25 protein-coding genes are annotated in these 26,059 nt (G+C 63.5%); 13 read left to right on the top strand and 12 right to left on the bottom strand.

Annotation, left to right across the window (positions count from 1 at the left end; translation table 11 throughout):
- Positions 1–117: 117 nt before the first annotated feature.
- The 3 genes from WKV53_RS20910 to WKV53_RS20900 all read right to left on the bottom strand — a co-directional run bounded on the left by WKV53_RS20910 (position 118) and on the right by WKV53_RS20900 (position 4,606).
- Positions 118–951 (bottom strand): hypothetical protein, encoded by an 834-nt coding sequence (locus WKV53_RS20910; protein ID WP_341406747.1) that lies wholly within the window; start codon positions 949–951, stop codon positions 118–120.
- Positions 952–1,046: 95 nt separating this feature from the next.
- Positions 1,047–2,447 carry a toxin-antitoxin system YwqK family antitoxin gene (locus tag WKV53_RS20905; protein ID WP_341406746.1) on the bottom strand — a complete coding sequence of 467 codons (1,401 nt, stop codon included), beginning with the start codon at positions 2,445–2,447 and terminating at the stop codon, positions 1,047–1,049.
- Positions 2,448–2,488: 41 nt separating this feature from the next.
- Positions 2,489–4,606, bottom strand: a complete 2,118-nt coding sequence (locus tag WKV53_RS20900) for a serine/threonine-protein kinase (RefSeq protein ID WP_341406745.1) — start codon at positions 4,604–4,606, stop codon at positions 2,489–2,491.
- Between the two features lie 155 nt (positions 4,607–4,761).
- Between WKV53_RS20900 and WKV53_RS20895 the strand changes: the two genes are divergently transcribed.
- From WKV53_RS20895 to WKV53_RS20875, 5 genes are all read left to right on the top strand, one after another.
- Complete coding sequence (locus WKV53_RS20895) at positions 4,762–5,613, top strand: ABC transporter ATP-binding protein (protein WP_341406744.1); 852 nt, start codon at positions 4,762–4,764, stop codon at positions 5,611–5,613.
- 11 nt (positions 5,614–5,624) lie between these two features.
- Positions 5,625–6,539 carry an ABC transporter permease gene (locus tag WKV53_RS20890; RefSeq protein WP_341406743.1) on the top strand — a complete coding sequence of 305 codons (915 nt, stop codon included), beginning with the start codon at positions 5,625–5,627 and terminating at the stop codon, positions 6,537–6,539.
- A 1-nt stretch (position 6,540) separates the two neighbouring features.
- Positions 6,541–7,500 (top strand): hypothetical protein, encoded by a 960-nt coding sequence (locus WKV53_RS20885; protein ID WP_341406742.1) that lies wholly within the window; start codon positions 6,541–6,543, stop codon positions 7,498–7,500.
- Between the two features lie 63 nt (positions 7,501–7,563).
- Positions 7,564–8,286 (top strand): metallophosphoesterase family protein, encoded by a 723-nt coding sequence (locus tag WKV53_RS20880; protein ID WP_341406741.1) that lies wholly within the window; start codon positions 7,564–7,566, stop codon positions 8,284–8,286.
- A 1-nt stretch (position 8,287) separates the two neighbouring features.
- Positions 8,288–8,680 (top strand): (deoxy)nucleoside triphosphate pyrophosphohydrolase, encoded by a 393-nt coding sequence (locus WKV53_RS20875; RefSeq protein ID WP_341406740.1) that lies wholly within the window; start codon positions 8,288–8,290, stop codon positions 8,678–8,680.
- Positions 8,681–8,754: 74 nt separating this feature from the next.
- Here WKV53_RS20875 and WKV53_RS20870 read toward each other — a convergent pair whose 3' ends face one another.
- The 4 genes from WKV53_RS20870 to WKV53_RS20855 form a co-directional block, all read right to left on the bottom strand.
- Complete coding sequence (locus WKV53_RS20870) at positions 8,755–9,492, bottom strand: PEP-CTERM sorting domain-containing protein (RefSeq protein WP_341406739.1); 738 nt, start codon at positions 9,490–9,492, stop codon at positions 8,755–8,757.
- 93 nt (positions 9,493–9,585) lie between these two features.
- Positions 9,586–10,284, bottom strand: coding sequence for a thermonuclease family protein (locus WKV53_RS20865; protein ID WP_341406738.1), 699 nt, complete (start codon positions 10,282–10,284; stop codon positions 9,586–9,588).
- 3 nt (positions 10,285–10,287) lie between these two features.
- The gene (locus WKV53_RS20860; RefSeq protein ID WP_341406737.1) at positions 10,288–10,950 is read right to left on the bottom strand and encodes a murein hydrolase activator EnvC family protein; all 663 of its coding nucleotides are present in this window, start codon (positions 10,948–10,950) and stop codon (positions 10,288–10,290) included.
- A gap of 79 nt (positions 10,951–11,029) precedes the next feature.
- Positions 11,030–11,917, bottom strand: coding sequence for an undecaprenyl-diphosphate phosphatase (locus WKV53_RS20855; RefSeq protein ID WP_341406736.1), 888 nt, complete (start codon positions 11,915–11,917; stop codon positions 11,030–11,032).
- Between the two features lie 125 nt (positions 11,918–12,042).
- Here WKV53_RS20855 and WKV53_RS20850 point away from each other — a divergent pair, with 125 nt between their 5' ends.
- Positions 12,043–12,618: a DUF2062 domain-containing protein gene (locus WKV53_RS20850; protein WP_341406735.1), complete on the top strand. Its 576-nt coding sequence runs from the start codon at positions 12,043–12,045 to the stop codon at positions 12,616–12,618.
- Here WKV53_RS20850 and WKV53_RS20845 read toward each other — a convergent pair.
- Positions 12,578–13,357 carry a hypothetical protein gene (locus tag WKV53_RS20845; protein WP_341406734.1) on the bottom strand — a complete coding sequence of 260 codons (780 nt, stop codon included), beginning with the start codon at positions 13,355–13,357 and terminating at the stop codon, positions 12,578–12,580. The genes WKV53_RS20850 and WKV53_RS20845 overlap by 41 nt on opposite strands.
- A gap of 235 nt (positions 13,358–13,592) precedes the next feature.
- On the opposite strand from WKV53_RS20845, the gene leuA reads away from it, so the two are divergent.
- The 5 genes from leuA (at position 13,593) to WKV53_RS20820 (ending at position 18,842) form a co-directional block, all read left to right on the top strand.
- On the top strand, positions 13,593–15,278 hold the full coding sequence (gene leuA / locus WKV53_RS20840) for a 2-isopropylmalate synthase (protein WP_341406733.1): 1,686 nt from the start codon (positions 13,593–13,595) through the stop codon (positions 15,276–15,278).
- Between the two features lie 80 nt (positions 15,279–15,358).
- On the top strand, positions 15,359–16,144 hold the full coding sequence (gene rph / locus WKV53_RS20835) for a ribonuclease PH (RefSeq protein ID WP_341406732.1): 786 nt from the start codon (positions 15,359–15,361) through the stop codon (positions 16,142–16,144).
- A 143-nt stretch (positions 16,145–16,287) separates the two neighbouring features.
- Entirely contained in the window at positions 16,288–16,995 is a 708-nt protein-coding gene (locus WKV53_RS20830) for a type II secretion system protein (protein ID WP_341406731.1), read from the top strand.
- Between the two features lie 144 nt (positions 16,996–17,139).
- A complete protein-coding gene (locus WKV53_RS20825) occupies positions 17,140–18,015 on the top strand; it encodes an alpha/beta fold hydrolase (RefSeq protein ID WP_341406730.1) in 876 nt (291 codons plus the stop codon).
- Positions 18,016–18,050: 35 nt separating this feature from the next.
- Positions 18,051–18,842, top strand: a complete 792-nt coding sequence (locus WKV53_RS20820) for a DUF475 domain-containing protein (RefSeq protein ID WP_341406729.1) — start codon at positions 18,051–18,053, stop codon at positions 18,840–18,842.
- On the opposite strand, the gene WKV53_RS20815 is transcribed toward WKV53_RS20820, so the two are convergent.
- The 3 genes from WKV53_RS20815 to ileS all read right to left on the bottom strand — a co-directional run bounded on the left by WKV53_RS20815 (position 18,790) and on the right by ileS (position 22,791).
- Entirely contained in the window at positions 18,790–19,323 is a 534-nt protein-coding gene (locus WKV53_RS20815) for a hypothetical protein (RefSeq protein WP_341406728.1), read from the bottom strand. The two genes, WKV53_RS20820 and WKV53_RS20815, sit on opposite strands and share 53 nt — an antisense overlap.
- 73 nt (positions 19,324–19,396) lie before the next feature.
- Complete coding sequence (locus WKV53_RS20810; RefSeq protein WP_341406827.1) at positions 19,397–20,038, bottom strand: signal peptidase II; 642 nt, start codon at positions 20,036–20,038, stop codon at positions 19,397–19,399.
- A gap of 5 nt (positions 20,039–20,043) precedes the next feature.
- Positions 20,044–22,791: an isoleucine--tRNA ligase gene (gene ileS / locus WKV53_RS20805; protein ID WP_341406727.1), complete on the bottom strand. Its 2,748-nt coding sequence runs from the start codon at positions 22,789–22,791 to the stop codon at positions 20,044–20,046.
- A 239-nt stretch (positions 22,792–23,030) separates the two neighbouring features.
- Between ileS and WKV53_RS20800 the strand changes: the two genes are divergently transcribed.
- Both WKV53_RS20800 and WKV53_RS20795 read left to right on the top strand, forming a co-directional pair.
- Positions 23,031–23,414 carry a hypothetical protein gene (locus WKV53_RS20800; RefSeq protein ID WP_341406726.1) on the top strand — a complete coding sequence of 128 codons (384 nt, stop codon included), beginning with the start codon at positions 23,031–23,033 and terminating at the stop codon, positions 23,412–23,414.
- The gene (locus tag WKV53_RS20795) at positions 23,411–24,721 is read left to right on the top strand and encodes a B12-binding domain-containing radical SAM protein (RefSeq protein WP_341406725.1); all 1,311 of its coding nucleotides are present in this window, start codon (positions 23,411–23,413) and stop codon (positions 24,719–24,721) included. Before WKV53_RS20800 ends, WKV53_RS20795 begins: the two co-directional genes overlap by 4 nt.
- Before the next feature lies 1 nt (position 24,722).
- On the opposite strand, the gene WKV53_RS20790 is transcribed toward WKV53_RS20795, so the two are convergent.
- Positions 24,723–25,901, bottom strand: coding sequence for a DUF4190 domain-containing protein (locus tag WKV53_RS20790; protein WP_341406724.1), 1,179 nt, complete (start codon positions 25,899–25,901; stop codon positions 24,723–24,725).
- Between the last annotated feature and the right edge of the window lie 158 nt (positions 25,902–26,059).

The raw sequence follows: 26,059 nt of genomic DNA, 5'->3' as shown, positions 1-26,059 counted from the left end.
TCCGGCTGAAGCCGGGACTACATACACTTGAATTCGCAGCTGCTGAAATTGGTCGCCAAAAAAGGCAGGCCCCGAAAGCGAGGCCTGCCTGATAGAAAAACAAGAAACCTCAGAACCTCACTTCACCTTCACGGTGACTTCGTCCTTCGTCTCGATCTTGAGGCCGGGGATATCCTTGAAGGCTGCGGCCGCGTCGGCGGGGCTGGCGTCTTTCATCGCTTCCAGCTTCTTCATGTTCACGGGATCGGAGATGATCTTGCCGAAAGGCATGTCGATCAGCGTCACCACATTGCCGTCCTTATAGGTCGCATCGGTCTCGGCAATGCCATCCGCAACCTCGAGCTTCACGGTGATGCGCATGTCCTTGAACATCTGCTGCGCCATCGCCAGAGACTGGGGATCGGTCTCTTCTTCTTTGTCGGGAGCAGCGCCTTTTTCGGCGTCAGGCTTCTTGGCATCACCCTTCGGCTTGGCGTCGGGGTTCATCATCTTGAGCACGCCGTCCTTGTAGGTGAAGGTCATCGGCTTGTCCTCTGGCTTGGCGGCAGCGCCATCAGGTGCATCCCCCGGAGGTCCCATGTCCTTGCCAGCGTCGGCCATTGCGCCGCCGGGCTTGAACTTCACCTGGTTGATGTCCTTGAACTTGTAAACGACCCGCCCGCCGACGCGGCCGTCCTTCTTGAGTGCCTCGGTCTTCTCGACCGTGACGCCCTCACCCATCTTGGCGGCGGACTCGGCGGCCTTCTTGGGATCGGAGAACTTGCCCACGGGGTTTTCGCCGCCGGCCGGCATGTCAGCCATCATCGCGCTGGCTTCAGCGCTGAAGAGGGTCTCCTCGGTGATGGTGCCACTGCCATCCTTGTTCAGCTTGATGGTGGTCGTGTTTTCGAGACAGGAGGGGAGAAGCAGCGCGACCAATGCCGCGCCGAGATATGGAAGTGCTCTTTTCATGGGAAGCTATCAGCCTGCACCAGCGGCGGACTTTGACAAGAACTCGCTTGGTACAACTTGGCCTGATAGGCGGGCGGTGCCTTTTCCTCCCTGCCTCATTTCTTGTCCACCTTCTCGCCGTCTTTGAATTTCTGACGGGAGATTTCCTTCCCCTTGCCGTCCAGCCGGACCACCTCGCCATTGAGCACGCCGTTGCGATACTCGGCGGTGAAGGTGAGCCCGCCCTCCGGATTGAAGCCCTCGGCCTTGCCGTTCAGGCGATGGTGCTTCATCGGCAGCTTGCGGGCGACCTTGCCTCCCGGATGAAGACTTTCCCACAGCCACTCGCCGTCCTTTGACGCGGTCAGCCGCTCATCGTCGGCGACATACACTCCCGGCGGCGGTTCGGTGATGAACAGCGGTTCCTTGTCACCCTCGCGGAAATAGTAGGCGCGACCGACTTCCTTTCCGTCCCGGTGAAAAACCGTGAGATTCTCAATGTCGATGGTGGCGAAGGAGGATCCCTGGGCCGGAGGCCCGACCAGGGAGAAATCGCTGCCTTGGGTCACCACCCTCAGCACCTTGGGATCGGCCGCCTTGGAGTCCACCTCGAACGCGAAATGATCATAGTAGTGCCAGGTCCGCTGGCGATCCTCCTTGTCGATCCCGTCGCCGTCACCGTGCTTGCGGACCTTTTCGAGCTCCTCGCCACTGCGGACGAAGTCCGGCGCGCCGTAGCGTTCGCGGATCGCGGCCAAGGCAGGCGATGTCTTGCAGGGAGGGACCGCGATCTGGGTGGTGATGAAGAATCCGCCGCGCATGCGACGAGTGCTCCGGATGCTGAAAAATGCCGAATCGATCTGGCTTGCGGCGTCCGCCGGCGCGAAGAACTCGCGATCGAGAAGAATCTTCCCGCCGCGCCAGCCGGTGGCGGCGATCTGCACTTCCGGCGACGCTTCCTTCAGGCCAAGCGCCTTTTCCACGGCCTCGTGATCCCAGTCATTATCCCCCTTGGCAAAGGTGGCCGTGCCGCGCAGTGCCGCATCCGGACTTTCGCCGGTCTTGCGGAACCACATCAGGTAGTCCTTGCCCGCCGTGAAGTAGGACCCTGCGAGCGTCTGAAGAATCCTCAACCGGTCTTTCTCCGCAACCTTGTCGAAGGTCTCGTAATATTTGTCGCCCTCCAGCCATCCCTTGAAGGCCTGGCCCGGCTCTCCCTCCACCGGCACGATGTACCAGTTCCCCCAATCCTTGGGCGCGTTGAAGTACCACACGAAGTGGGTGCCTTCCGGCAGCTCCGGGCAGCGGAAACGAAAACCGTCGAAGACGTCCTTCCCGATTTTGACGGGGCTCTCGCCGAGCTTGAGATCGAAAGAAACGGGCTTGCCGTCGGCGGTCAATTTCACCGTGTCAAAGGCCTCCACGCCTTCAACCAAACCGGCCTTGAGTTCTTGGATCGTCAGTTCTTCGGCCGCCGATACGGCGATCAGGAGAAACAAGGGAAGGAGGGCTTTCATCGTAGGACGCTGGAAAAAGCTTTCCGAAGTGGCGAGAGAATTCACTGAAGCTCCTTCGCCAGCCTCTCCCGTTCCCCGGCGGAAAGATCCGCCGCCTCGAACGCCGCACGCGCGGCCTGCAAATCGGACCCTCGCCAGGACTTCAGGGTCTGGCGCAGTTCGTTGAGACGGGCGTTTTCATCGGTGATCGAAGCCGCCCACGAGAAGGCAGTGGCAGGGTCGCTGTCCCGGACCTGCCCGACCAGTGGCTGGATGGCGGCATCCCGCGAACTACCGGCTGCCAACGTGCCGAGCCACTGGGATGTGGCGATGGCATCGTACTGGCTCCAGGAGGCCGCGACTGCCTTGAGCCCGGCATCGCGCGCCGGCCCCTCGGGAAGGGCCGCGGCCCATCCCGATGCGGAGGCCGGATCGTCCGCCGCCCACTGACCGGCCAGTCTTTCGGCGGAGGAGGCGAGGTTCTGGCCCATGCCATCCGGCGGCGAGGCAATGAGGCGGGCAAGCTGGGCGCTGGCGGTGTCCGGATGATCGCGGGCCAGAGAGGGCAGGACGGCGGCGAGCGCGCGTGCCTTCTCGGCACCGCTCAAACTGTCCGCCCACGCCTTGGCCGCTTCCGGATCGCTCTGGCTCCATGAGCTGGCGACATTGTCGAGGGCTTCCAAGCGGCTTTGCCCAGCGGGCAGCTTCTTCCAACCCTCCGCCGCGGCCTCAGGATCCTCGCGGCTCCAACTTTCGAAAAGCCCCTTCACCGCCGAGGTCTGTTCCTGCGTGTTCTGGAGAGCCACGGCGAAATCGAGGGCCTTCTTCGGATCGCGGTTCGTGTAGGCCTGCATCATTTCCTCAAGCGTGTCGGTGTCGCGTTGTGCTTCCGGCAGCGCGAGGAAGTATTTCTCCGCCGCCGCAGGATCGGAGGAAACCAGGCCCCGCAACACCGCACCCGAAGTATCGATCTTTTCCCGGTCCGTGAGCTTGGCGATCTGTTCCTTGAGCAGGTCCGGCGTGCCCCAGGCGGCGTAGTACATCTGGTTCCCCAGGTTTTCCCGCCGCGTGGCCGGGTCCTTCACTTGATCGATGAGATCGAAGGCAAGCCGCGTGTCATTCCAGTTCAAGTTCTGCAGGAAGCTGTTGGTGGCGATGCGCAGGTCCGCCTTGTTCTCCATCTTCGTCAGCATCGCCATGGCCCTGCCCGGGTCCTCATCAGCCACGATTTCCAAAATCCCTCCGACGATCCTTCCCCGCAGATAACCCGGCTCGCTCATGAGCCGCGTCCATGCCTTGTCCGGATCCTCGCGGGCGATGACCTTGTAGACTTCCGCTGCCGAGGTGCCCTTGCGGTCGCCGCTCAGGGTCTTGGCCCATGCAAGGGCCGCGTCCGGATCCTTCTGCGCCCAGCTCGCCGCCAGCATCCCCGCCGTGCGGTCGCCCGCCCGGTCCGGCGGCAGAGTCGCGAAGCGGGCCGCCGCGGCCACCGGGTCGGTCTGCGCCCACTTTCCGAAAACCTGCGCCGTGTAGTAGTCGCTGAATCCTGCGGGGCTGGCTTCCTTCTCCAGCAAGTTGCAGGCAGCCGCCGGATCGGTGTCACCCAGGGTGTTCACCATCGCCATGCCCGCAGACTCGCGAAGCTCGCCCTTCGGCAGCTTTTCAAATTCCATCATCGCGCGATCCGGGTCGGCCTTCGCCAAGGCCCCGAAGCAGCTTCCCGCCGCCCCTTTCTGGAACGAGCGCGACTTGCAGGACATCACGAACGCGACCGATGCCGCCGGATCGACCAGCGCCCACCGCTCAAAGAGCGCGCCCATCAGCGTGTAGCTGACGGGATCGTAGCGGTTCGAGTTGTCCCGGGCCTCCTTCTGCACCATTTCCATCAGCGCGGGGATCTCGTCGGCCTTGAGTTCATTCACCGCCAGCGTCAGCCGGGCGGACGCCACCGACTCGCCTTGATGCCGGAAGACCTTCCGCAGGTCCTCCATCGATGACAGTGAGAGCATGTCCCCGCCAAACGGGTCAGTCCGTGAACCTCGCGTAGCCACCTTCGATTCAAGGGCAGGCCCGGCGGAGGTGCCGGCCCGGGCATCGGGCGAAGCCTGTCCATGCCTCCCTGCGAAATAGCCGATTCCAAGGGCAACCGGCAGCATCAGCAGGGGGACGGAGGGTTTCATTGAGTTATGAATTAGTGATCTCCATGCGGGACGCCAGCGCTTTCTATCCGGGCTCTGGATGTCATCCGGCAAATGGCCACGGGCCACCCGGAATAAAACCCGGACGCGAAACACGTTGCCGGTGGCGCTCTCCCTCTAGCATCCTCCGCGCGCCGATGGAAACCGCCGTAGAGATCCGAGATCTGGTGAAAGACTTCCGCCCGGCGGGCCGCAAGGAACCGCTGCGCGCGGTCGACCGCGTGTCTCTAACCATCGCTCCTGGCGAGGTTTACGGGCTGATCGGGCCGAATGGCTCCGGCAAGTCCACCACCATGAAGGCGCTGCTCGGGCTGGTGCAGCCGGACTCCGGAGTCTGCCGGATCTTTGGCAATGACTCAATGAAGGTCGATTCACGCCAGGATGTCGGCTTCCTCCCGGAGAATCCCTATTTCTACAAGCACCTCAGCGGCGCGGAGACCCTGCGCTTCTACGGCAAGCTCTGCGGCCTGCGGGGCGCGTCACTGGAGGCCCGGGTGAAGGAACTTCTCCATCTGGTGGACCTCGATGGTGCTGCCGACCGCCGGCTCGGCGGCTATTCGAAGGGCATGCTCCAGCGCATCGGCCTGGCCCAGGCGCTGGTGCAGGAGCCGCGGCTGGTCATCCTCGATGAGCCCACCGCCGGTGTCGATCCGGTCGGCTCGCGCGAGATCCGCGACCTGATCCTCGATCTGAAGGCCCGCGGCATCACCGTGTTCCTCTGCTCGCACTTGTTAGAGCAGGTGCAGGAGGTCTGCGACCGTGTCGGCATCATCTACCGCGGCAAGATGGTCAAGGAAGGCCGCATCGATGACCTGCTGGCGATCGGCGACCAAAGCGAGATCGTGCTGCGCAATGCCTCGCCGGAGCTGTTGGAAAAACTCACCGCCCAGATCGAAGCCGACGGCCAGGCCGAGCTGGTGCGCACCGGCCGCCCGAAGACCACGCTGGAGCGTCTCTTCCTGGAGGAAACCGTGAACCGCCGCGACTGACCGCTGACCCGATGTCCCGCCCCGCGCCCAACCGTCCGCTCGATCCCCGCCGCATCGGCGTGATCGCGATGCACACCTTCACGCAGCTGGTGCGGATGAAGGTCTTCTACTTCCTCGGCATCTTCGCGCTGATCCTGCTGGCGAGCAATCTCTTCAACATCCAGGGCCTCGACCGCGCGGACTTGGAAGGCGTCGATGTGCTGCGCTCGATCCGCTCGTGGTCACTGGGAACCATGACCCTGTTCTCCGTGGTGCTAGGAATCGTGGCCACGGCCCTGCTCCTGCCGAAGGACGTGGAGGACCGCACGCTCTACACCATCCTCGCCAAGCCGGTGCCCCGGCTCGACTACCTCGTGGGAAAATTGGGCGGCGTCATCTTGCTGCTGTTCGCCTCGCTACTGGTGATGGACCTGTTGATGTCCGGCGTGCTGGCACTCCGCAGCCACCTGGTCGTCGAGGCACAGGAAGCGGCCGCCTTGAAAGCCGGCTGGCCGAAGGATCAGATCGAGTCGCTCCGATTGGAAACGCTGCGCCAAGGCACCACCTGGGACCTGCAAGGGGCAGTGCTGCTGGTCTTCCTTCGCTCCGTGGTGGTGTCCTCGTCGGCACTGATGCTGTCCATTATCTCGACCAGCACGCTCTTCACGACGATCACCGGCTTCATCGTCTATTTCATCGGCAACTTCCAGGAAACCGCCCGCGCCGCCTATTTCAGCAAGGATGGGACCGGGCCGCTGGAGCGTCTGGCCGGGCTGGTGGTCGCCACCTTCTTTCCGAATTTCCAGCTCTACAATGTGGTCGATGACCTGATCGCGGGCACCACGCTGACGCTGAAGGACCTCTCGGGTCCGCTGGGCATGACCGCCTTCTATCTGGTGCTGCACCTGTTCGTGTCCTGGCTGATGTTCTCGAAAAAGGAGTTCTGAGATGAAGGCCCGCCACCGAAACCTGCTCGCCGTGGTGGTTCTCGCCGCCGGTGGCCTGCTGCGGTTGCCAGCGGAGCAGGCGATCACCGCCCGATTCCGGGAAGAGGGGCTGCTTTCTGCCCCGCTCGAGATCGGCATCAAGGAGCGGATCGGCCAAAATAGCTCGGCGATCGCCCTCGCCGGCCTGCGGACGCTGGTCGCGACCTTCACCCACCTCCAGGCCACCGAGGCATTCACCGCCTGCGACTGGCCCGAGGTGGAAAAGCTGATGGAGACCACCGTCCAGCTGTCGCCCCGGGGACCCTACTACTGGGACATGGGTGCGTGGCACATGGCCTACAATGCCTCCTCGTGGTATCGCATGGATTCCGGTCTGCCGCCGCTCCGGGCCAAGGCGGAAGCGCACCGCTGGATCGAAAAAGGCCGGAACTTCTACGTGCGCGGCATCGCCAACAATCCCGGCGACTGGCAGCTCCCTTCCCTCTACGGGCAGCTTCTTTCCGACGCCCGGCGAGAACCGGACGACAAGGCGGCGGTCGAGGCCTTCCGAAAAGCCGTGGCCACCGGCAAGGCCCCGCCGCACATCCACCGCCAGCGCTTTTTCGCCGAAGCCCGCGCCGGAGCCGATCCCAAGGAAATGCTGGCCGCCGTCAGCTCCCTGCTGGCCAAGCAGGGAAACCGCGTCCCCACCCTGCTGTGCCTGCGCTACACCTTGGAATACCAACTCCATGAGCCTGAGGACCCGGCCGCGCTGGCGCTGGAGATTTTCGGCAGCGAGGAAAAGGCCCTGCGGAATCTGGGCGAATACCACGTGAACAACCTGCTGGATCGCATGCCGGAGCGCGGCGTGGAGGCCGCCGTCCGCCTTCTGGAGCGGCGTCGCGGGATTTCCCCGGAAGACGACAAGAGTTTCATCCGTCAGAAGGAGAAGGATGGCGAAAGGCTCGCACTTGACCATTGAACCGGGTTTGACTCGACAGCCGCCGGAACCCTCCCCTAAAGCCTCTCCCGCCGCCATTCTCCCATGCGAATCGCTCTTTTCGGTGACATTCACGCCAACCTCGAAGCCCTCGAGGCCGCGCTGGCCGATGCCGCCGAGCAGGGATGCACCGATTACGTCTGCCTCGGCGACGTCGTCGGCTACAATGCGGACCCGGGCGCCTGCCTGGAAAAGGTCCGTGCCATGGACTGCCCGGTGGTGAAAGGAAACCACGACGAGGATGCCTCCGGCACCCATTCGTTGGATTCCATGAACCCGGTGGCCGCCGCCGCGCTGGAGTGGACCCGCGAGCAGCTGACCGATGAGCAGCGCACCTGGCTGCGCCGCCTGCGGATGGTCCGCCAAGTCGAGGATTTCACGGTGGTCCACAGCACCCTCGACCAGCCAGCCCACTGGAACTACGTGACGAACCGCTTCGACGCGATGTCGAACTTCTCGTACCAGTTCACGCAGGTCTGCTTCCACGGCCATACCCACGTCCCGCGCGTGTATGTGAAGACCGACAAGGTCGCCGAGGTCCCCGCCGACTCGGTGGTGATCGAGGACGGCTCCAAGTATTTCATCAATGCCGGCTCCGTCGGCCAGCCGCGCGATGGCGATTGGCGTGCCTGCTACGCCATCTACGATCTCGACCACAAGCTGGTCGTCTTCCGCCGCGTGGAGTACGACATCGCCACCACGCAGAAGAAGATCCTCGATGCCGGCCTGCCCTCGATGCTGGCCGAGCGCCTCGCCGACGGCCGGTGATATGATCGACGTCGTCGCCGGCCTGATCCTCGATGACGCAGGCCGGCTGCTGGCCTGCAAGCGACCGGAGGGCAAGCACCTCGGCGGCAAGTGGGAATTCCCCGGCGGCAAGGTGGAATCCGGCGAAGACCCGGCTAACGCGCTGATCCGCGAGCTGGAGGAAGAACTCGGCATCCGGGTGGAAACGGGCACCGCGCTCACCCCGGTGGTCTGGGACTACGGCCGCGGGCCGATTCGACTGCATCCGTTCCTCTGCCGCATCCTTTCCGGCACCCCCCACCCGCATGAGCACTCCGAGATCCGCTGGTGCGGACCGGAGGAACTCGGCGAACTTGATTGGGCCGAGGCCGATGTCCCGATCCTGGCGGAGTGGAAGGCGCGCCAAGGCTGGTAGGTCCCGACAACTCCGCTAATCCGGTAACCCTATAAGAGCGGAGTAACCGGAGTGGCGTCGGTCCCGCCGATGAGTCACTTCCGCCGCCGGAAAAACGCCAGACCGGTGCCACCCAGCAGTAGCAGCGCGCCGGAAGGTTCCGGCACGGGCAGAGCCGTGAGCTGGAGGGACAGGGTGCTGGTCGGCGGGGCACCCGTGGAAATCCAGATCGGCATCCACTCGCCGCCGATTTCGCGATAATACAGGCGGCTGGGATCGGTCGACGCGCCAGTGGGAGCGAGATTGGCGGCATCTTCCAGCTTCGGGCCGAAGGCACCGCCGTCGCTGTAGCTGCTGATGTTCTCGAATTTCACCGACCAGAAGATGTCGTCCGGCACCAGCGTGTGGATGTCCGCGAAGAGGAGCTGGTTGAGGTTGCGGTTGGTGGGACCATCGTCCTCCAGTTGGAAGGTGATCGGACCGGAGGACCACAGCGGCATATCGGCGGGACGATAGCCGGCGAGCGCGCCGGGCGTCACTCCCGGTTGGCCGACGGGGCCGTCGTATTCGTTGTCGTCCACGATCGCCTGATAGAAGGACAGGGTCACCGTGGCCTGCCGGGCGATGTTTGAGTAAACGGTGACCGTGGCTTGATCGAGGTAGCGCTCGGTGCTGGCGAGGTGCGCGGAGTCGGCATACTCCGCCTCCTGCGCAATCGTCAGGTAGGAGAAGGTGCCGCCGGTCTCGCCGGGCAGCGAATACACCAGAGTCTGGGCGACCAAGGGAGCCGCGAGGGCAAGCGCCGCCGCAGCGAAAAGCAGGGGGAATCTCATCGGGGGGGATGGGGTGAACGATTAGCCCTTAGCACAGGCAGGCAGGGCAAGTCGATGTCCGATTGCACGTTGCCCGAGAAAGACCTGCCGAGCTTACTTCCCCCAAGCGCCGCGCTTGGCTTTCTTGGCCTCCTTCTCCAGCTCCCGCAACTGCCTCAGCCGCTCCTTTACCGGCGTGCCATCAGGCAGGTCGGCACCCTTGGTGTGAATGCGGACGAGGCCCTCGCGGACCAGTGTCTCCTCAAGGAAGGGCCCGCCATCGGGCGGCGTGACGAAGACGTGGTAGCGCTTGTCGCCAAAGGGATCGTCCCAGCGGGTGTAGAGAGTGAAGGTGCCCCGTGAGAGCAGGTCGTGGGTGAGGGCCTTGGCGCGCTGGCCGATCTCGACGGCCTGGTCATCGGTCAGGCCCATCTCCTGTGCCTGCTCGTGGATGCGCTCGCGATTGGTGGCACCGCCCCCATAGGTGCGGAACTGGCTTTCCGGCGCGTCCACGTAGTAGAGGCGGAATTGCTCCACGCGGCCGTCCGGCAGACTGGCGTAGAAGCTATCGCCGTCATTGTGCGAGTCATCATGCCAGCGGCAGCCGGAAATGACCTCGTAGCCATGGGTCGAAGTCCGCTCGACGGTGGAAGTGCGCTCGACAGTGGAGGGCCGCTCGACGGTAGAGGGCCGCTCGGCTTTTCCAGCGGCGGGCGGTGACTTTTGCTGCTTCAGCGCCCAGCTGGCGACGGCGAGGATCAGCAGCAGGACGAGCTGCCATGGCTTGGTCGGTCCGCGCCGGGCGATGGCCATGGCTCAGAGACCCTTGAAGCCCTGATACTCCTGATAGGTGCCGAGCGGCATGGCGGCCTTGCCCCAGTCGCGGTTCAGGCGGCGGTACTTCTTGATAAACTCGGTCGGATCGGCCCAGTTCGTCAGGTCCCGGGCCACGCTCTCGCGCTGCATGCCGATGTTGAGATTATGGCGGATCTCGAAGTGAAGGTGGGCAGGGTACATCCCGCGGTTATTCCCGATGGTGCCGATCTGCTGGCCGCGGCGGACGATCTGCCCGACTTTCACCAGGATATCCCGAAGGTGGCCGTAGAGGGCATCAATGAACCGGACCTGACCCGAGGCGGGGTCGCGGTAGGCGTAGCGGACGATGACGACATTTCCCCAGCCCTGATGGACGTCGTAGGCCCAGGTGACCACGCCGTCACCGATGCTGTAAACCGGAGCACCCATGTCGCTGTCGCCGCCGCCGGCGCCATTCCAGTCCTCGCCGAAGTGGACGGGCGGGCTCAGCCGCATGCCGCGGGCCTTGTAGTAGCCGGTGGCATCAGGCTTGCCGACGGGGAAGTCGAATCCGTCCGCCAAGGGCACCTTCGCGATGCGTTGCTGGGCATGGGCAGGCACCAGCAGGGCCAGGAGCAAGGCCAGCAGAATCAGGATCGTGGGTTTCTGCGGCGCTCCGCTCACCCCGCCAGTGCACGCTTGGAGGCGGCCCCGGGCAAGTTAAATTCGCCTTGTCCCGGTTAGGCCCGGCGAGCGGGGCGGCTCAACCCACCGCCAGACCGAAGGCATTCATTGCAATCAGCACGGCGGCAAGGACGGCGATCGCGATCCGATACCAGCCGAAGACGCCAAGGCCCTTCCGGTTCAGGTAGCCGACCATCCATTTCACCGCAATCGCGGCGGAAACGGCGGCGGCGATCACCCCGATGAGCAGGGGGACCGGGCCGTAGGTGTCCCACATCAGCAGCGTGCCACCGAGCTTGTGATCGTATTTCTCCGCGATGTGATGGACCGGCCAAACGGCCTTTTTCGCCGTGGCAGCCCCGAGTGTGACCAGCCCGAGCAGGAAGGAGAACTCGACCGCGGCGCTCAACCGCAGGCCCACCAACAGGCCCCCGATGATGGTCATCAGGCTGCGCGAGGTGCCCGGCCACATGGCGAGACACTGGGCGAAACCAACCATCAGCGCCATCTTGATCGTGATGTCGGCGAGTTCCACGCCCTTCGCTCCGCCCCCCTGTTTCATCCAGCGGTCGATCGCAAGGATGGCGAGGCCGCCGGTGAACCAAGCGAGCGCGACCCACTTGAAGAGGAACAGCTTTTCCTCGATCCAGTCATTGGCGAGGTAGCCGATGATGGCGGCGGGCAGGAAGCCGGCGAGCACGGCGAAGACCAGCTTCAGGCCTTCCTTGTCCTTGCCAAGCAGGCCCATGAACATCTGGCGGACCCGCGGGAAATAAAGACCCAGCACGGCCGCGATGGCACCGCCCTGGATGCAGATCGCGAAACAATCCGCCGCCGCTTTTTCCTGGCCGGTGAGGTTCCCCAACATCATCCGCTGGGCGACGATGAGGTGACCGGTGGAGCTGACGGGGAGGTATTCGGTGATGCCCTCGATGAGGCCGAGGATGAGCGCTTGCCACCAGTTCATGAGGGAGTGGCGCGACCTTGCCGGGCAAGAACGGCTCCGGCAAGGGATTTGCGGTTGCTTGATGGTCGAGGCGGAGAGATGTTATGGCCGCCCGGCGTAACCACCGGACCCTCTACCACCACGGCATGAAGCAAAAGTATCTCTGGATGGTCAGGCGCGCTTATCGGGCGCTGCGCCATCCGAAGCTGCGCCATCGGGTGTGGTGGAGAAAACTGACCCAGCCGCTGTTCGAGCGCCGGCTGTGGAAGCCCTGTCGGGATACCGTGGCGGTGGGCTTGGCGATCGGCTTGTTCTTCGGGGTGATCCCGCTGATTCCGCAGTCGCTCTTCGCGGCGATCGCGGCGATGCGGGTAAAGGCGAACATTCCCTTCGCCGTGGCGATCACCTGGGTTTCGAACCCGCTAACCAACGTTCCGCTGTGGGTATCCCAGCTTTGGCTCGGCAATCAGGTGCAGGATCTCCTGCATCTGGACGCCCCGGAATTCGCGGGCACCTTCCAGATTCCAGGGATCGGCGAAGCGAATGCTGCCACCTTCCTGCTCGGGGTGATTCTTTCCGGGCTGATCCTGGCACTGCTCGCCTTTCCGATCGTCCACTTGTTCTCGGCGATCATGCCGCACCACCTGCCGAAGATCACCCGGCGCAACCGCGACGCGGTGGTCATCGTCCCGCCTCGCGGTTCCCGAAACTCCGAGAGCTGACCTTGCCGCCACCGAAGGGTGCGCCCAGACGGGTGCCAACGGTGGCTTTCGGAAACACGAAACGCTCGAGCGCCTTAGCCTCCGCGCGCTTCAGGCCGGCCACCACCAGCAGCGCGATCAAGCCGACCGCCGCCCCGAAGCCCACCGCCAGCAGGACCAGGCTGCTCCGGGTCGTCCCCTCGGGAACCGCTGCCCGTTCATCGAGCACCTTGGAAATGCCGGTCGCCAGTCCCAGAGCCAACCGCTCGGCATAGTCCTCGGTGGAGGGCGCTTGCCGCAGGCTCTCCTCCATGGTGCGGCCGATAGCTCCCAGGTCGGTCGGCGCGAGTTCCTTCGGCCCGGTCACCGGCAGGGTCGCCCCCGCGGGAAGGTGATCGGCCTTGGTCGGTGTCTGGCTCTGGCGAAAGATCCGGCTGTCGGTCTCCAGCACCAGCACCATACCCGGCGAGTCGCCGAGCCACGCCCTCTGCAAGACGTGGGCGCGATCGTCCAGATTGCGGCCATAGAGCGAACTGTAGAGAACGAAGTAGAAGCGGAAGCCGTGCTTTTCCTCCAGTGCGGCCAGCGTTTCAGCGACCGCCTTGTGCCGCTCGGGGCTGCGCGCGAACATCCGCGCCTCATCGAGGATGCCATCGGCAGGAGGCGGCGGAGGCGTGAAATCGTCCGTTTCCTGAGCATGCAGCCAGCCGGCCATCATCCACAGCAACGCAACGCACAGTAACCTCACGCGGTGCATCATTTCAAAGCGGGCGAGCCTGACAAGCTCGCCTGCCGTCTTTCCCCTCGACAGGTCGAAGCTCCCGCGCCAGCGTCCGGGCCGTGACGACGAATCTCCGCGGGCTTCTTGAGCTGCGGCCGCTCCTTCTAGGGCTGGCCACCCGCTGAGCATTTTCCTTTCCTACCGCCGTCCACTGGCTGCTGCAATTTTCCTGCGGCGCCCCTTTTCCTTTCAGACTCATTCTCTCTTTTTTTCCGTGAAAACCGCCTCGATCTCGAAATACCGGCCCTTTCCGCCGGTCCAATTGCCGGACCGCACCTGGCCGGACAAGACCATCACGACCGCCCCGATCTGGTGCTCGGTGGACCTCCGCGATGGCAACCAAGCCCTCCCGCAGCCGATGTCGGTGGAGGAGAAGCTCGAGTTCTTCGACGTGCTCTGCCGGGTGGGTTTCAAGCAGATCGAGATCGGTTTCCCGTCCGCCGCGGACACGGAGTTCAACTTCTGCCGCCGCCTGATCGAGGAGAACCGGATCCCGGAGGATGTGACGATCCAGATCCTGGTGCAGACCCGTGAGCACCTGATCCGCCGCTCCTTCGAAGCCATCGCGGGCGCGAAGAAGGCGATCGTCCACATCTACAACTCCACTTCCCCGCTGCAGCGCCGCATTACCTTCGGCGATGCCTCGCGCGAGGACATCAAGCAGCTGGCGATCGATGGCGCGAAGCTGGTGAAGGAGTTGGCCCCCACGATCCCGCAGACCGAGGTGATCCTGCAATACTCGCCGGAGTCCTTCTCGGACACCGAATTGGATTTCGCCGCGGAGATCTGCAACGCGGTCATCGATGTCTGGCAGCCGACGCCGGAGAAGAAGATGATCGTCAACCTGCCGGACACCGTCCAGTGGACCACGCCGAACATTCACGCCGACATGATCGAGTGGATGATCCGCAACCTGAACCGCCGCGAGTCGCTGATCGTCTCGCTGCACACTCACAATGACCGCGGCACCGGCACGGCGGCCACCGAGCTGGGCCTGATGGCTGGCGCGGATAGGGTGGAGGGCACGCTCTTCGGCAACGGCGAGCGCACCGGCAACCTGGACATCGTCAACGTGGCGCTGAACATGAACGGCCACGGGATCGATACCGGGCTGGATTTCTCCGACCTGACCTCGCTGCGGCAGGTCTATGAAAAGGTCACCCGCATGACGGTCGGGGAGCGCCACCCGTATGCCGGCGAGCTGGTCTTCACTGCCTTTTCGGGCTCCCACCAGGATGCGATCAAGAAGGGCCTGGACCGCCGCGAAAAGGAGGTCGCCGTGGATGCCGATCTCCCTTGGGGCGTGCCCTACCTGACGATCGATCCGCAGGATATCGGTCGCTCGTATGAGGCGATCATTCGCATCAATTCGCAGTCCGGGAAGGGCGGCATCGCCTACATCCTCGACCGCGAACACGGCTTGGACCTGCCGAAGACGATGCACCCGCAGGTCGGCAAGCGCATCTATGACCTGGCCGATGAACTGGGCCGCGAATTGACGGCCGACGAGATTCGCGACGCGTTTTACAAGCTGTTCGCCAACGTCGAGCTGCCGCTGTCCGTGAAGGACTACGAGCTGGTCCACCACACCACCGAGCGCGGTCAGGTCGCCTGCAATGCGACGATCGAGCTGTACGGCGAGGAGCGGAAGATCCAAGGTGTCGGCAATGGCCCGATCAATGCCTTCGTCCACGCGATGGCAAATGCCGGGATGAAGGACTTCAAGGTGACCGACTACCGCTCCCACGCCGTCCGCGGCGGGTCGGACGCAAGCGCCGCCGCCTACGTCCAGGTCCAGCACGATGACGGCCGGATCCTGTGGGGCTGCGGCATCGACCCGTCCATCGAAATGGCCGGCTTGAAGGCGCTGGTCACGGGGTGGAATTTGCTCCGGGCCTAGCCGCCCGGTCCGCTGTCGTGACGGGCGATTGGGTTCATCCCCACTTGCCATGAGTGCGGGGCTTCCCTTGACTCTGCCCCATGTCTTCCGCCCGCCACGACGGCCGCCAGCCGGATCAGCTCCGCCCGATTTCCTTCATTCCCCATGTGGCCCCGCACGCCGCGGGCTCGGTGCTGGTGTCCTTTGGAAATACGCGCGTTATCTGCGCTGCGACCATCGATGAGGATGTGCCGCGCTGGATGAAAATGCAGCGGGTCGAGGGCGGTTGGCTGACGGCGGAGTACAGCATGCTCCCCTACTCGACGCTGGAGCGGAAGGATCGCGATATCTCGCGCGGCAAGCTGGATGGCCGTTCCTCGGAGATCCAGCGGCTGATCGGCCGGGCGCTGCGGGCGGTGACGGATCTCTCGAAGCTGGGCTCACGCACGATCTGGATCGATTGCGACGTGCTCCAGGCCGACGGCGGGACCCGCACGGCGTCGATCACCGGTGGCTGCGTGGCGCTGGCAATCGCCCTGAACAAGCTGATGGCGGCGGGGAAACTGAAGGCTTTCCCGCTGACCAAGCTGGTCTCGGCGATTTCCGCCGGAGTGGTGAATGGCCAGCCGGTGCTGGATCTGGACTACATCGAGGACAAGGACGCCTCGGTGGATTTCAACGTGGTGATGACCGAAAGCGGTGAATTCGTGGAGGTGCAGGGCAGCGGCGAGGAAGCGGTTTTCACCGGTGCCGAGATGTCCGCGATGCTGGAGCTGGCGACCAAGGGCTCGGCCGAGCTGGTGGCGCTTCAGAAGAAGGCGATCCTGGAAGCCGACAAGCCGAGCGGCGACGCGCTGGCCTCCCTCGCGGCGGCCTTCGGGCGTTGACCCACAGCGGTTTTCTTTGTCCTTGCAGCGGCCCCGGGCGGAATTAGTTTTGTCCGATCCTCAAGCGGTTCGCCGCTCGGGGATACATATAAAAAACGGGACCACTTAGCGGGTCCCATCATAGACAAAACCAAAGTAAGAACATGAAAACCAACATCCGTCAGCACGGAGGCTTCACCCTGGTGGAGCTGCTCGTGGTGATCGTTATCATCGCGGCCCTCGCGGGCCTCTCGGCTCCCGTCATCCTGAAGCAGCGCAAGGCTGCCGACCGGACGGAAGCGATCAACAACGTGAAGCAGATCAACCTCTCGTTCATCGACTTCGACAACGACTACGGCAGCTTCCCGGACAATGACACTGCAGCGGACGTGAAGGACGCAACCGGTTCGAGCCTGAACTTCGGTGGCACCTTCTCGAACGACTACTTCCGTCAGATGATCGCCGCCGGCACCAAGTCGGAGAAGATCTTCTGGTGCAAGACCAGCTACAGCCCGAAGAAGGGTGATGACATCATCACCGGCGAAAAGGCGCTGGCTGCGGGTGAAGTCGGCTTCGGCTACGTGATGAAGAGCCAGACCGACGGTCTGGGCACCTCCAGCGACCCGGGCATCCCGGTCTGCGTGACTCCGCTCTACAAGGCGCAGCCCAACTGGGAATTCGATCCCGAGCCGTATGGTGAAAAGGCAGTGGTGCTCCGCATCGACGGCAGCGCCAAGCCGGAAACCATCCGTACCGACAACCGCTACATCAGCATCCAAGGCAGCCGTTTCCTCCAAACCACGGGTGACAACACCCCTTGGGGCACGGACATCAACCCGGTCCTGCGTGCGCCTCAGCCACGCGGCAACTAAGCCGGTCTGACAATCACTGATTCCCACGCCGGGAAGCCTTTCGGGGCTTCCCGGTTTTTTCGTTTCCGGGAATCGACGGTGACGATGATGCCGCCGGAAACTTCGATGTGCGCTGCCGGGTCTTTCCACTACCCTGCCGCGGTCATGAAGGAAGACGAACGGGTGCGGCTGCCGGACGGCCGGATGTTAGGCTACGCGGAATATGGCGATCCCGCGGGCGAGCCGGTGTTGTTTTTCCATGGCTGGCCGAGCAGTCGCTATCAAGGAAAGCTGCTCCATGAGCTGGCAGCGGAGCGAGGGCTGCGTCTGCTCGCCCTGGACCGGCCGGGCGTGGGGCTGTCCGATCCGCTGCCCGGACGCGGTTTCGCGAGCTGGCCGGGCGATGTCGCGGGCTTCGCGGATGTGCTGGGGATCGGGCGCTTCAAGATCTACGGCATTTCCGGCGGTGGGCCCTACACGCTGGCGACCGCGGCGGCACTGCCCGAGCGGGTGATCGCTGCGGCGGTGATTTGCGGGGCGCCACCCTTCGGCGATCCGGCCGACCGGGCCAACATGCACTGGGCCTACCGGATCCTGACGAATCTCAAGCGGCTCCGACGCGCCGTCACGCCCGGCGTGATCGGAGCCAGCCGCTGGATGATCGCCCGCGGCGCGGAGCGCGCCCCGATGACGTGGATGATGCGCAGCATTCCCACGTCCGACCGCGAGGCGATCGCCGACGCTGGCTGCTGGGAAAGTGTGACCCGCAGCTATCTGGAAGCCGTGCGCAAGGGGACGGACACTGTTCTAACGGAGGGCGAGCTCTACCTCGAACCCTGGGATTTTTCCCCGGAAGACATACGGGTGCCGGTCGCCTTCTGGCACGGGCTGGCGGACAAGAACCTGCCGTGCGAGGTCGCGAAACGCCTCGCCGCCCGTGTGCCGGCGGCCGAGGGTCACTGGGAGGAAGGCGAAGGCCACTACTCGCTACCACTGCGCTATCGAGCGCCCGTGCTCGATTGGTTGCGAGATCGGGCTTGAGCCTATGGCATGTAGAAGGGAGCCTGCCCGCTCGCATGGACTGGACGAACATTTTCGGCACGGATCCCGTCGCCAGCATCACGGTCATCCTCACGCTGATCGTGATCGAGGGCATCCTTTCCGTGGATAATGCCGCCGTGCTGGCCACGATGGTGATGCGATTGCCGGAGAGCCAGCGCGGCAAAGCGCTGAAATACGGCATCATCGGCGCCTACGTTTTCCGCGGCATCAGCCTGGCGCTGGTCACGTTGCTCATGAGCATCTGGTGGCTGGAGCCGGTCGGAGGCGCTTACCTGCTCTATCTGGCGTGGCAACACCTCGCGCGCGGTGCCGCCGTGGAAGAGGAGGCCAACGAGCACGCCGGGAATGAAGGCAACTGGCTCTACCGCCACACGATGGGACGCCTCGGTCCCTTCTGGGCCACCGTCGTGGCGGTGGAGGTCATGGATCTCGCCTTCTCGCTCGACAATGTCTTCGCTGCCGTCGCGTTCACGAAGAACGAGAAGCTCTTCCCGGAGCCGTCGAACATCATCCTGGTCTGTATCGGCGTCTTCATCGGCATCCTTGCCATGCGCTTCGCCGCGCAGGGCTTCGTGAAGCTGATGCACAAATACTCCTTCCTCGAGAAGTGCGCCTACATCGTCATCGGCATCCTCGGTATCAAGCTGCTGCTTGCGATCCCGCGGCATCTGCTGGCTCACGGCCATCCCGTGCGCGAGTTTCTGGAAAGCAAGTACTTCGATCTCGGCACTTCGGCGATCACCCTGCTGATCTTCATCGTACCGGTGGTAGTTCACCGGGCGAGAAATCGGGCTCCTCAGGAGTAATCAGCCCCAGGCCCCGGATCTTTTTCAGGGCAAACAGCAGGGGCGGCAGGCACAGCAGGCCGAAGGAGCTATCGATCATCCGCCAGCCGAACGGAATCCCGCGGATGGGCCCGCAGATCAGCGCGAGCGGGATCACCGCCAGCGATGCGACCACCCCGACGCGCAGGACATCCTGGTAGCGCACCGGGTCCCGCCACGGCAGAAAGAAAAACATCGCGATCACCAGGTGGCCGAAGGCAAGCCAGTCGGTGCCGTAGGCGAGGAAGGGATAGTGTTCATGGGTCACTTCCAGCCCATCGCGCACCCGGAGAATCCATTGCGTGAATCCGGCGTGTAGCTCCGGGTGCCCCTGCGACTCCGCGGTCACCCACGAAGTGAGGAACCGCAATTCCTGAAGCAAGGGAAACGCCGTGATGCCGCTGAAGACGAGCCCTCCGATCACGATTCCGATCGCCAGGCGAATCTGCTTCAGAGGAGGCATGACCTCACAGTGGCGGGCCGACCGGCTGGCGTCGAATCCGCAACGGTGAAAAGCCGGTGAAGGGACCGCGAAGTCAGTCGCGCGAGACGGGGTGCTGCTTCTTGTGCTGCAGATCCGCCTTCAGGCCGGTGAAGAAGAGCAGCGCCGCGGCGATGCAAATGCACGAGTCGGCGACATTGAAGGACGGCCAGCGGTAGTTCACCAGCGGGAAGGTGAAGTCGAGGAAGTCGACCACGTAGCCGGCTTTCAGGCGGTCCCACAGCGGCGCGCCCTCCATGTAGGAAAGGCGCGAGCCCTGGACCAGGCGGTCGGTGAGATTGCCGAAGATGCCACACAGCAGGAGACCGACGGCGGCCCTGCCCCAGTTGCCGATGAAGAACTTGTTCCTCAGGCCGAGCGTGATCAGCACCAGCGCGAGGACCGGCACGGCAAGGAAAACCAGCGGCGCCCAGTCGCTGCCATTGCCGAAGCCAAAGGCCACGCCCTGGTTATGGACGCGCACGATATTGAAGACGCCATCGATCACCGGCTTTTCCACTCCCGAGGAGAAGTTCCCCCGGAGAGGCTCGGGGAAGGTCGCGACGATCTTGAACTTCGACCACTGGTCGAGCACGTAGAGCGGCAGGGTGACTCCCAGCAGGATCTTCCAAATGGGCCATTCCTTCCCTGCCCCGGCGACAGGTCGCGTCTCCTCGGATGCCTGGATCGATGCCATGTGCTTCACGCGTGGGAAACGGTTTGCACCACAGACTCGCAGCGGGCGCACAGGCCGGACTTGCCGAGCGGCTCGTAGCGGCGGCAGCGCGGGCACATGTGATAGCTCGTCTTCGCCGCCTTGGCCGAGAGCTTCTTGCCAGCGGAGACGTCAAGATCGGCGATGATGAAGAACTCGGTCGCAAACTGGCGGTCGCGCAACAGGTCATACACCGGCTCCTTCTCGGGAACCACGAGCGTGACTGCGGCTTCATTGTTCTTCGTGAAGACCTTGGCCTGGATCTGCTCCTCGATCGCGGTCTGCACCGTGCGGCGGATCTCCAACAGGCGGTTCACCTTTGCTGTGGCCTCGCCGGAAGCAAAGGCGGCATCGGGTTCCGGGAAGTCCTGCTCGTGGACGCTGCCTTCGGTGAAGGTGGCGTGTTCCCACGCTTCATCGGCGGTGTAGACGAGGATCGGCGCGAGCAGCTTGGCCAACGCTTGGAAGACATCATACATCGCCGTCTGGCTCGCACGTCGGCGCACCGAACTCTTCGCGTCGCAGTACATCCGGTCCTTGGTCGCATCGATGTAGATCGCGGACAGGTCGGTGGAGCAGAATTGATTGAGCGAGTTGAAGACCTTGCGGAACTCGTATTGCTCGTAGGCCTTGCGGCACTCGCTGACGACGGCGTGGAGCTTCTCAAGGATCCATTGGTCGAGCAGCGGCAGGTGGCTCGGTGCGACACGATCCATTTCCGGGTCGAAGCCATCGAGGTTACCCAAGAGGATGCGCAGCGTGTTTCGAAGGCGGCGATACGGCTCGGCGACCTGCTTGAAGAGATCCTCACTGAAGGGGACTTCGCTCTGCCAATCGACGGAAGACACCCACAGCCGCAGGATGTCGGCACCATACTTGTTGTAGAAGAAGGCGGCGTCGGTCGGCTTGCCAGCCTTCGCGGCGTCGGACTTCGAGATCTTCTTCTTGTCCTTGTCGACCACGAAGCCGTGAGTGAGCACGGCCTTGTAAGGAGCCTTGTCACGCCAGGCGACGCTCATCATGAGCGAGCTCTGAAACCAGCCGCGGTGCTGGTCGGTAGCTTCGAGATAGAGGTCGGCAGGCGCGTGCAGCTCCGGGTGCTTTTCAAGCACGGCGACGTGCGAGCAGCCGGAGTCGATCCACACGTCGAGCGTGTCGCGGCACTTCTTCACGCCGGCGGGCAGGCCGAGCTTCTGCGCGAGCTCGTCATCGGAAAGCTCGAACCAGATATTAGTGCCTTGCGTTTCGACGAGATCGGCGACCTTGCGGGCGACGTCGGCGGAAAGGATGGCCTTGTTGTTGGCATCGAAGAATACCGGCAAGGGCACGCCCCAGGTGCGCTGGCGCGAGATGCACCAGTCCGGGCGCGCTTCCACGGTGCCGTAGATGCGATTGCGTCCCCAGGCAGGCAGCCACTCGACCTTGTCGATCTCGGACAGCGCCTTGCCGCGCAGGGTTTCCAGCGAGATGAAGAACTGCTCCACCGCACGGAAGATGATCGGCGTCTTCGAGCGCCAGCAGTGCGGGTAGCTGTGGCGATAGACTTCCTTCGCGAGCAGCACGCCCTTGCTTTCCAGCAGCTCGACGATCGGCTCGTTCGACTTGAAGACGTGCTTGCCGACCAGATCTGGCAGGCCGACTTCCGCGGTGAAATTGCCCTCGTCATCGACCGGCGAAAGGATGCCGAGGCCATATTGCTGGCCGACGACATAGTCGTCCGCACCGTGGCCGGGAGCGATGTGAACCGCGCCTGTGCCGGTGTCAGTGGTGACGAATTGGCCGAGGATGATTTTGGAGGTGCGGTCCAGGAAAGGATGGCGCGCTTCGAGATGTTCGAGATCGCGGCCCTTCACGCTCTTCAGCACCGAAGTACGACGCATGCCGGACTTCGTTTCGAGTTCCGCGACGAGCTCCTTCACCACGATCAGGATTTCCTGGCGGCCACTGCCTTCGAATTGGCTGACCTCGTAAGTGAACTCCGGATGCACGGCCACGCCAAGGTTGGCGGGAAGCGTCCACGGGGTGGTCGTCCAGATCGCCATCGACGCGTTGCCGATGCCGAGCTTCGACGAAGACTCCGGCGTGAGCGGGAACTTCACGAAGATCGCGGTGCTCTCCTTGTCCTGGTATTCCACCTCGGCCTCGGCGAGCGCGGTCTGCGCGCCGTAGGACCACTGGACGGGCTTCTTGCTCTGATAGACGGAGCCGCTTTCAACGAGCTTGGCGAACACGCGCAGGATCTCCGCCTCATAGCCGGGGGCCATGGTGAGGTAGGGATTATCCCAATCGCCGAACACACCAAGGCGGCGGAACGAGCCGCGCTGGATATCGATGAACTTCTCCGCGAACTCGGTGCAACGGCGGCGGATCTCGGCGGGCTCGAGGCCGGTGGCTTGCTTCACCACCTTGAACTCGATCGGCAGGCCGTGGCAGTCCCAGCCGGGAACGAACGGCGCGGTGAAGCCGGCCATCGTCTTCGACTTCACGACGAGATCCTTCAGCACCTTGTTCAGCGCGGTGCCCATGTGCACGTCTCCATTCGCGAAGGGCGGGCCATCGTGGAGGAGGAAGGTGGGAGCCTTCTGCGCGCGGCGGCGGCCGAGAACCTTATGGTAAAGTCCCTGTTTCTCCCAAATCGCCAACCGCTTCGGCTCGTTGTCCACGAGGTCCCCGCGCATCGGGAACGTCGTTTGCGGCAGCAGCAGCGTGTCTTTGTATTGCGATTCGGAACTCATTTTGCGGGCGCGGAAGCTAGCAACGCCCCCCCGAGGGGTCAACTACCGGCGCAGGAGATTGAAAATCAGGGAGAAATGGGCGAAACCCCGGTATTTTCAGGCCAAATTCAGGGAAATCCGGAGATGGATTACCCCGCACCCACCCCGGGAACTCGTTCCGGCAGATCCATCGTTTGACGCGATCATGTGCCTCGCGGATTCGATTATCACGGGCGCCTCACCCCTGCTGAAGTGACGCTGTGGATCCCCTCAAGTTCTCGCTTCTCACCGGCTGGGCCGGCTTTCTCGGCGGCGTGATCAGCGGGGCGATCATGGGGCTGCTCTTCCACCGTGAGGACTGGCTGGGCGGCTACGGCAGCCACGAGCGGCGGATGGTGAGGCTGGGGCACATTTCCTTTTTCGGGATCGGGCTGATCAATCTCTTCTACGCGCTGTCGCTGGAGCCGCTGGGTGTGGCTCACGAGGCCGCGCGGATTGGCTCGATCGCGCTGCTGGTGGCACTGGTGGCGATGCCGCTGAATTGCTTCCTGTGCGCATGGCGAAAGCCGTTCCGCCATCTCTTCTTCATCCCGGTGTTGTCCGCGGCGGCGGGCATCTCGGTCATCCTTTTCGCCCGGTCATGAATATCGGCTACGTCGCGATGAGCGGGCTGCGGCTCGTCGATCTTGAGCTGCTCCAGCTCGGCTTGTCGTTCCCTGCGGTGGCGCGGCGGGCGCGGGAGATCGAGGCATTGCCATCGCTCGGGTTGCTGACCTTGGCGGGAATGTCGCCGCCTCACATCGGGGCCGAGTATCTGGAAGTGCGGGATATCTCGGAGGTGCCGGATCGTTTCGATGCGATCGCACTTTCCACGCTGAGTGCGACTTCGAAGGAAGCCTATGCGATGGCGGCAAAGTTCCGCGAGAAAGGGATTCCGGTGATCCTTGGAGGCCTGCACGCGACGCTCGCGCCGGACGAAGCCGCGAAGCATGTTGACTCGGTGGTCATCGGTGAGGGCGAGGTTGTGTGGCCGGAAGTCCTGCGGGATCTGGAGCGTGGCGAATTGAAGCCGATGTACGATGCCCGTCGTAGCGGGCCCTTTGATTTCCGGCATGCGCCGATGCCTCGCTTCGATCTGTTGTCGCCGGACCGCTACCCACGCTTCACGGTTCAAACGCAGCGCGGGTGTCCGTATGCCTGCGAGTTCTGCGCGGCTTCCATGCGCCTTTCACCGACCTTCCGCACCAAGCCGGTTGAGAAGATCATCGCCGAGGTGAAGCGGCTGAAGGAGCTGTTCGGCCGGCCTTTCGTCGAATTCGCCGATGACAATACCTTCGCCGACAAGCGCCATGGCCGCGCCCTGATGCAAGCGCTCGGGAAAGAGAGCCTGCGCTGGTTCACCGAGACCGATGTGTCCGTCGCTGATGACGAGGACTTGCTGAAGATGATGCGCGACGCGGGTTGCCATCAGGTGCTCATCGGATTCGAAAGCCCGCGCTTCGATTCACTCAATGGCGTGGAGAAGAAATCCAACTGGAAAGCCCGCCGCACCGATCGCTATCTGCGTGCCGTGGAGACCATCCAGCGCCATGGTATCACGGTGAACGGCTGCTTTATTCTTGGCCTCGACGGCGACGGGACAGACAGCTTCGAACACGTCTTTCGCTTCGTGGAGGAAAGCGGGCTCTACGATGTGCAAGTCACCTACCTCACGCCCTTTCCCGGCACTCCGCTGTGGAAGCGGCTGTCGGAAGAAGGCCGGCTACTCTCGGAAGAAGCGACCGAACGCTGCACTCTCTTCGACATCAATTTCCGGCCGACGGACATGAGTGTGGAGGAGCTGAAGAACGGCTTCCGCGATCTCACACGCCGTCTCTATGCACCGGAATTCGTGGAGCAGCGGAACCAGCGCTTCCGCGGGCACCTGCGGGCGAAGGTGCGGAACCGGTGATTCAGCGGCGCTTCATCCACTCGATTCCTGCGGGAATGCCCTCGACGATCATGGCATCGTAGTGGCCGCCTTCAGGAACTTCGCGGAACGTGATATCGGCGCCCTTCGCCTTGAGATTCGCCACGAAATCACGCGAATCGGCAACGGGCACGTTCTTGTCGTCCGCCGCGTGAAACACTAAAGCCGGGATCGTGAGCTTGTCGGCATGCGTCTTCGGTGAGCTGCGCTTCAGGAAGGCCTTGATTTCGGGGAACGCCAGATTGCTGAAGGGATTGTCGGTGACTTCCTTCAGGCGCGCCTCCACGTCCGTCGCAGGCGCATAGGCCGCACATCCGGCGAGGCGGGACTCATGCTCGCCAAAGAGCAGCGACAGCGTGGCCGCCGAGCTATGCCCCGCGGCAAAGATCTTTCCGCGATCGACCTGAGGCATGCGTGCCAGGACGAATTCGAGGGCATTGCGTGCATTCACGAGCCCTGCCTGGGCACCGCGGAAGCGCTCGTAGGCCGCCTTGGATTTCTCCCGGTCGTCCGAATCGTCGCGGTCCAAATTTCCATCCAGGGAATACATCACCACCGCCATGCCTGCCTCGGCATACGGCAGGCATTCATCGTGATAAGCCCCCGCATCCAACGGACCAACATCCGTCCCGGAAAGCAAGGTGGTGCCAGCCGGGGCCACGAGCACACAGCGCAGCGAGCCCGCAGCGGGGTTTCCGGCAGGCAGGTAAATGCGCAGCTCCATCGACTCGCCGGGACCGGAGCCGGATTGCAGGCGAAGCTGGCCGACCTTCACCCCGCTATCGCCCAGCGCAGTCATCGCCGGTAGTGCGGGAAAACTGGGAATCGCCACCGAGGACAGCGGGTAAGGCGTGCCCGCGACTGCTGCATCCTTCGCCGCCTTCTTCGCGCCCATGCCTGCGAACACGAGGAACAACGTGAGACCCGCGAGACCAAGATAACCAAACACCAGTCCCGTGATCGCCATTCCTTGGCCACCCAACTCCCCGCCCGAACGACGGATCGCGCGCAAGGAAAGATGACCACAGATCACCGCAGGCAAGGAGGTAATGCCGGCACAGATCCCCAACAACCCAAGCACCAGTCCGGCCACGCCAAGCGCCGAGGTCTTCGGCATGCGGGTGATCGGCACGATCTGACGCGGTGGTGGTGCTTGATACATGAGCGTGAACTTGCGTGGAGACTCCGCCGATGTCGAACCGATAGATAGATCATCTCAATCCGGCCGAAGCTTGCCGACAAACATGGCTTCATCTTGAATGAGTTCATGCGCGTTCTCGATCCCCTGCTATTCCTCACCGGCCACCGTGGGGCGATCGA

Origin of the sequence: Luteolibacter sp. Y139 (assembly GCF_038066715.1) — a bacterium.
Taxonomy (GTDB): Bacteria; Verrucomicrobiota; Verrucomicrobiia; order Verrucomicrobiales; family Akkermansiaceae; genus Haloferula; species Haloferula soli.
The sequence above is the reverse complement of the archived record's forward strand: the minus strand, read 5'-3'. Positions and strand labels throughout refer to the sequence as shown.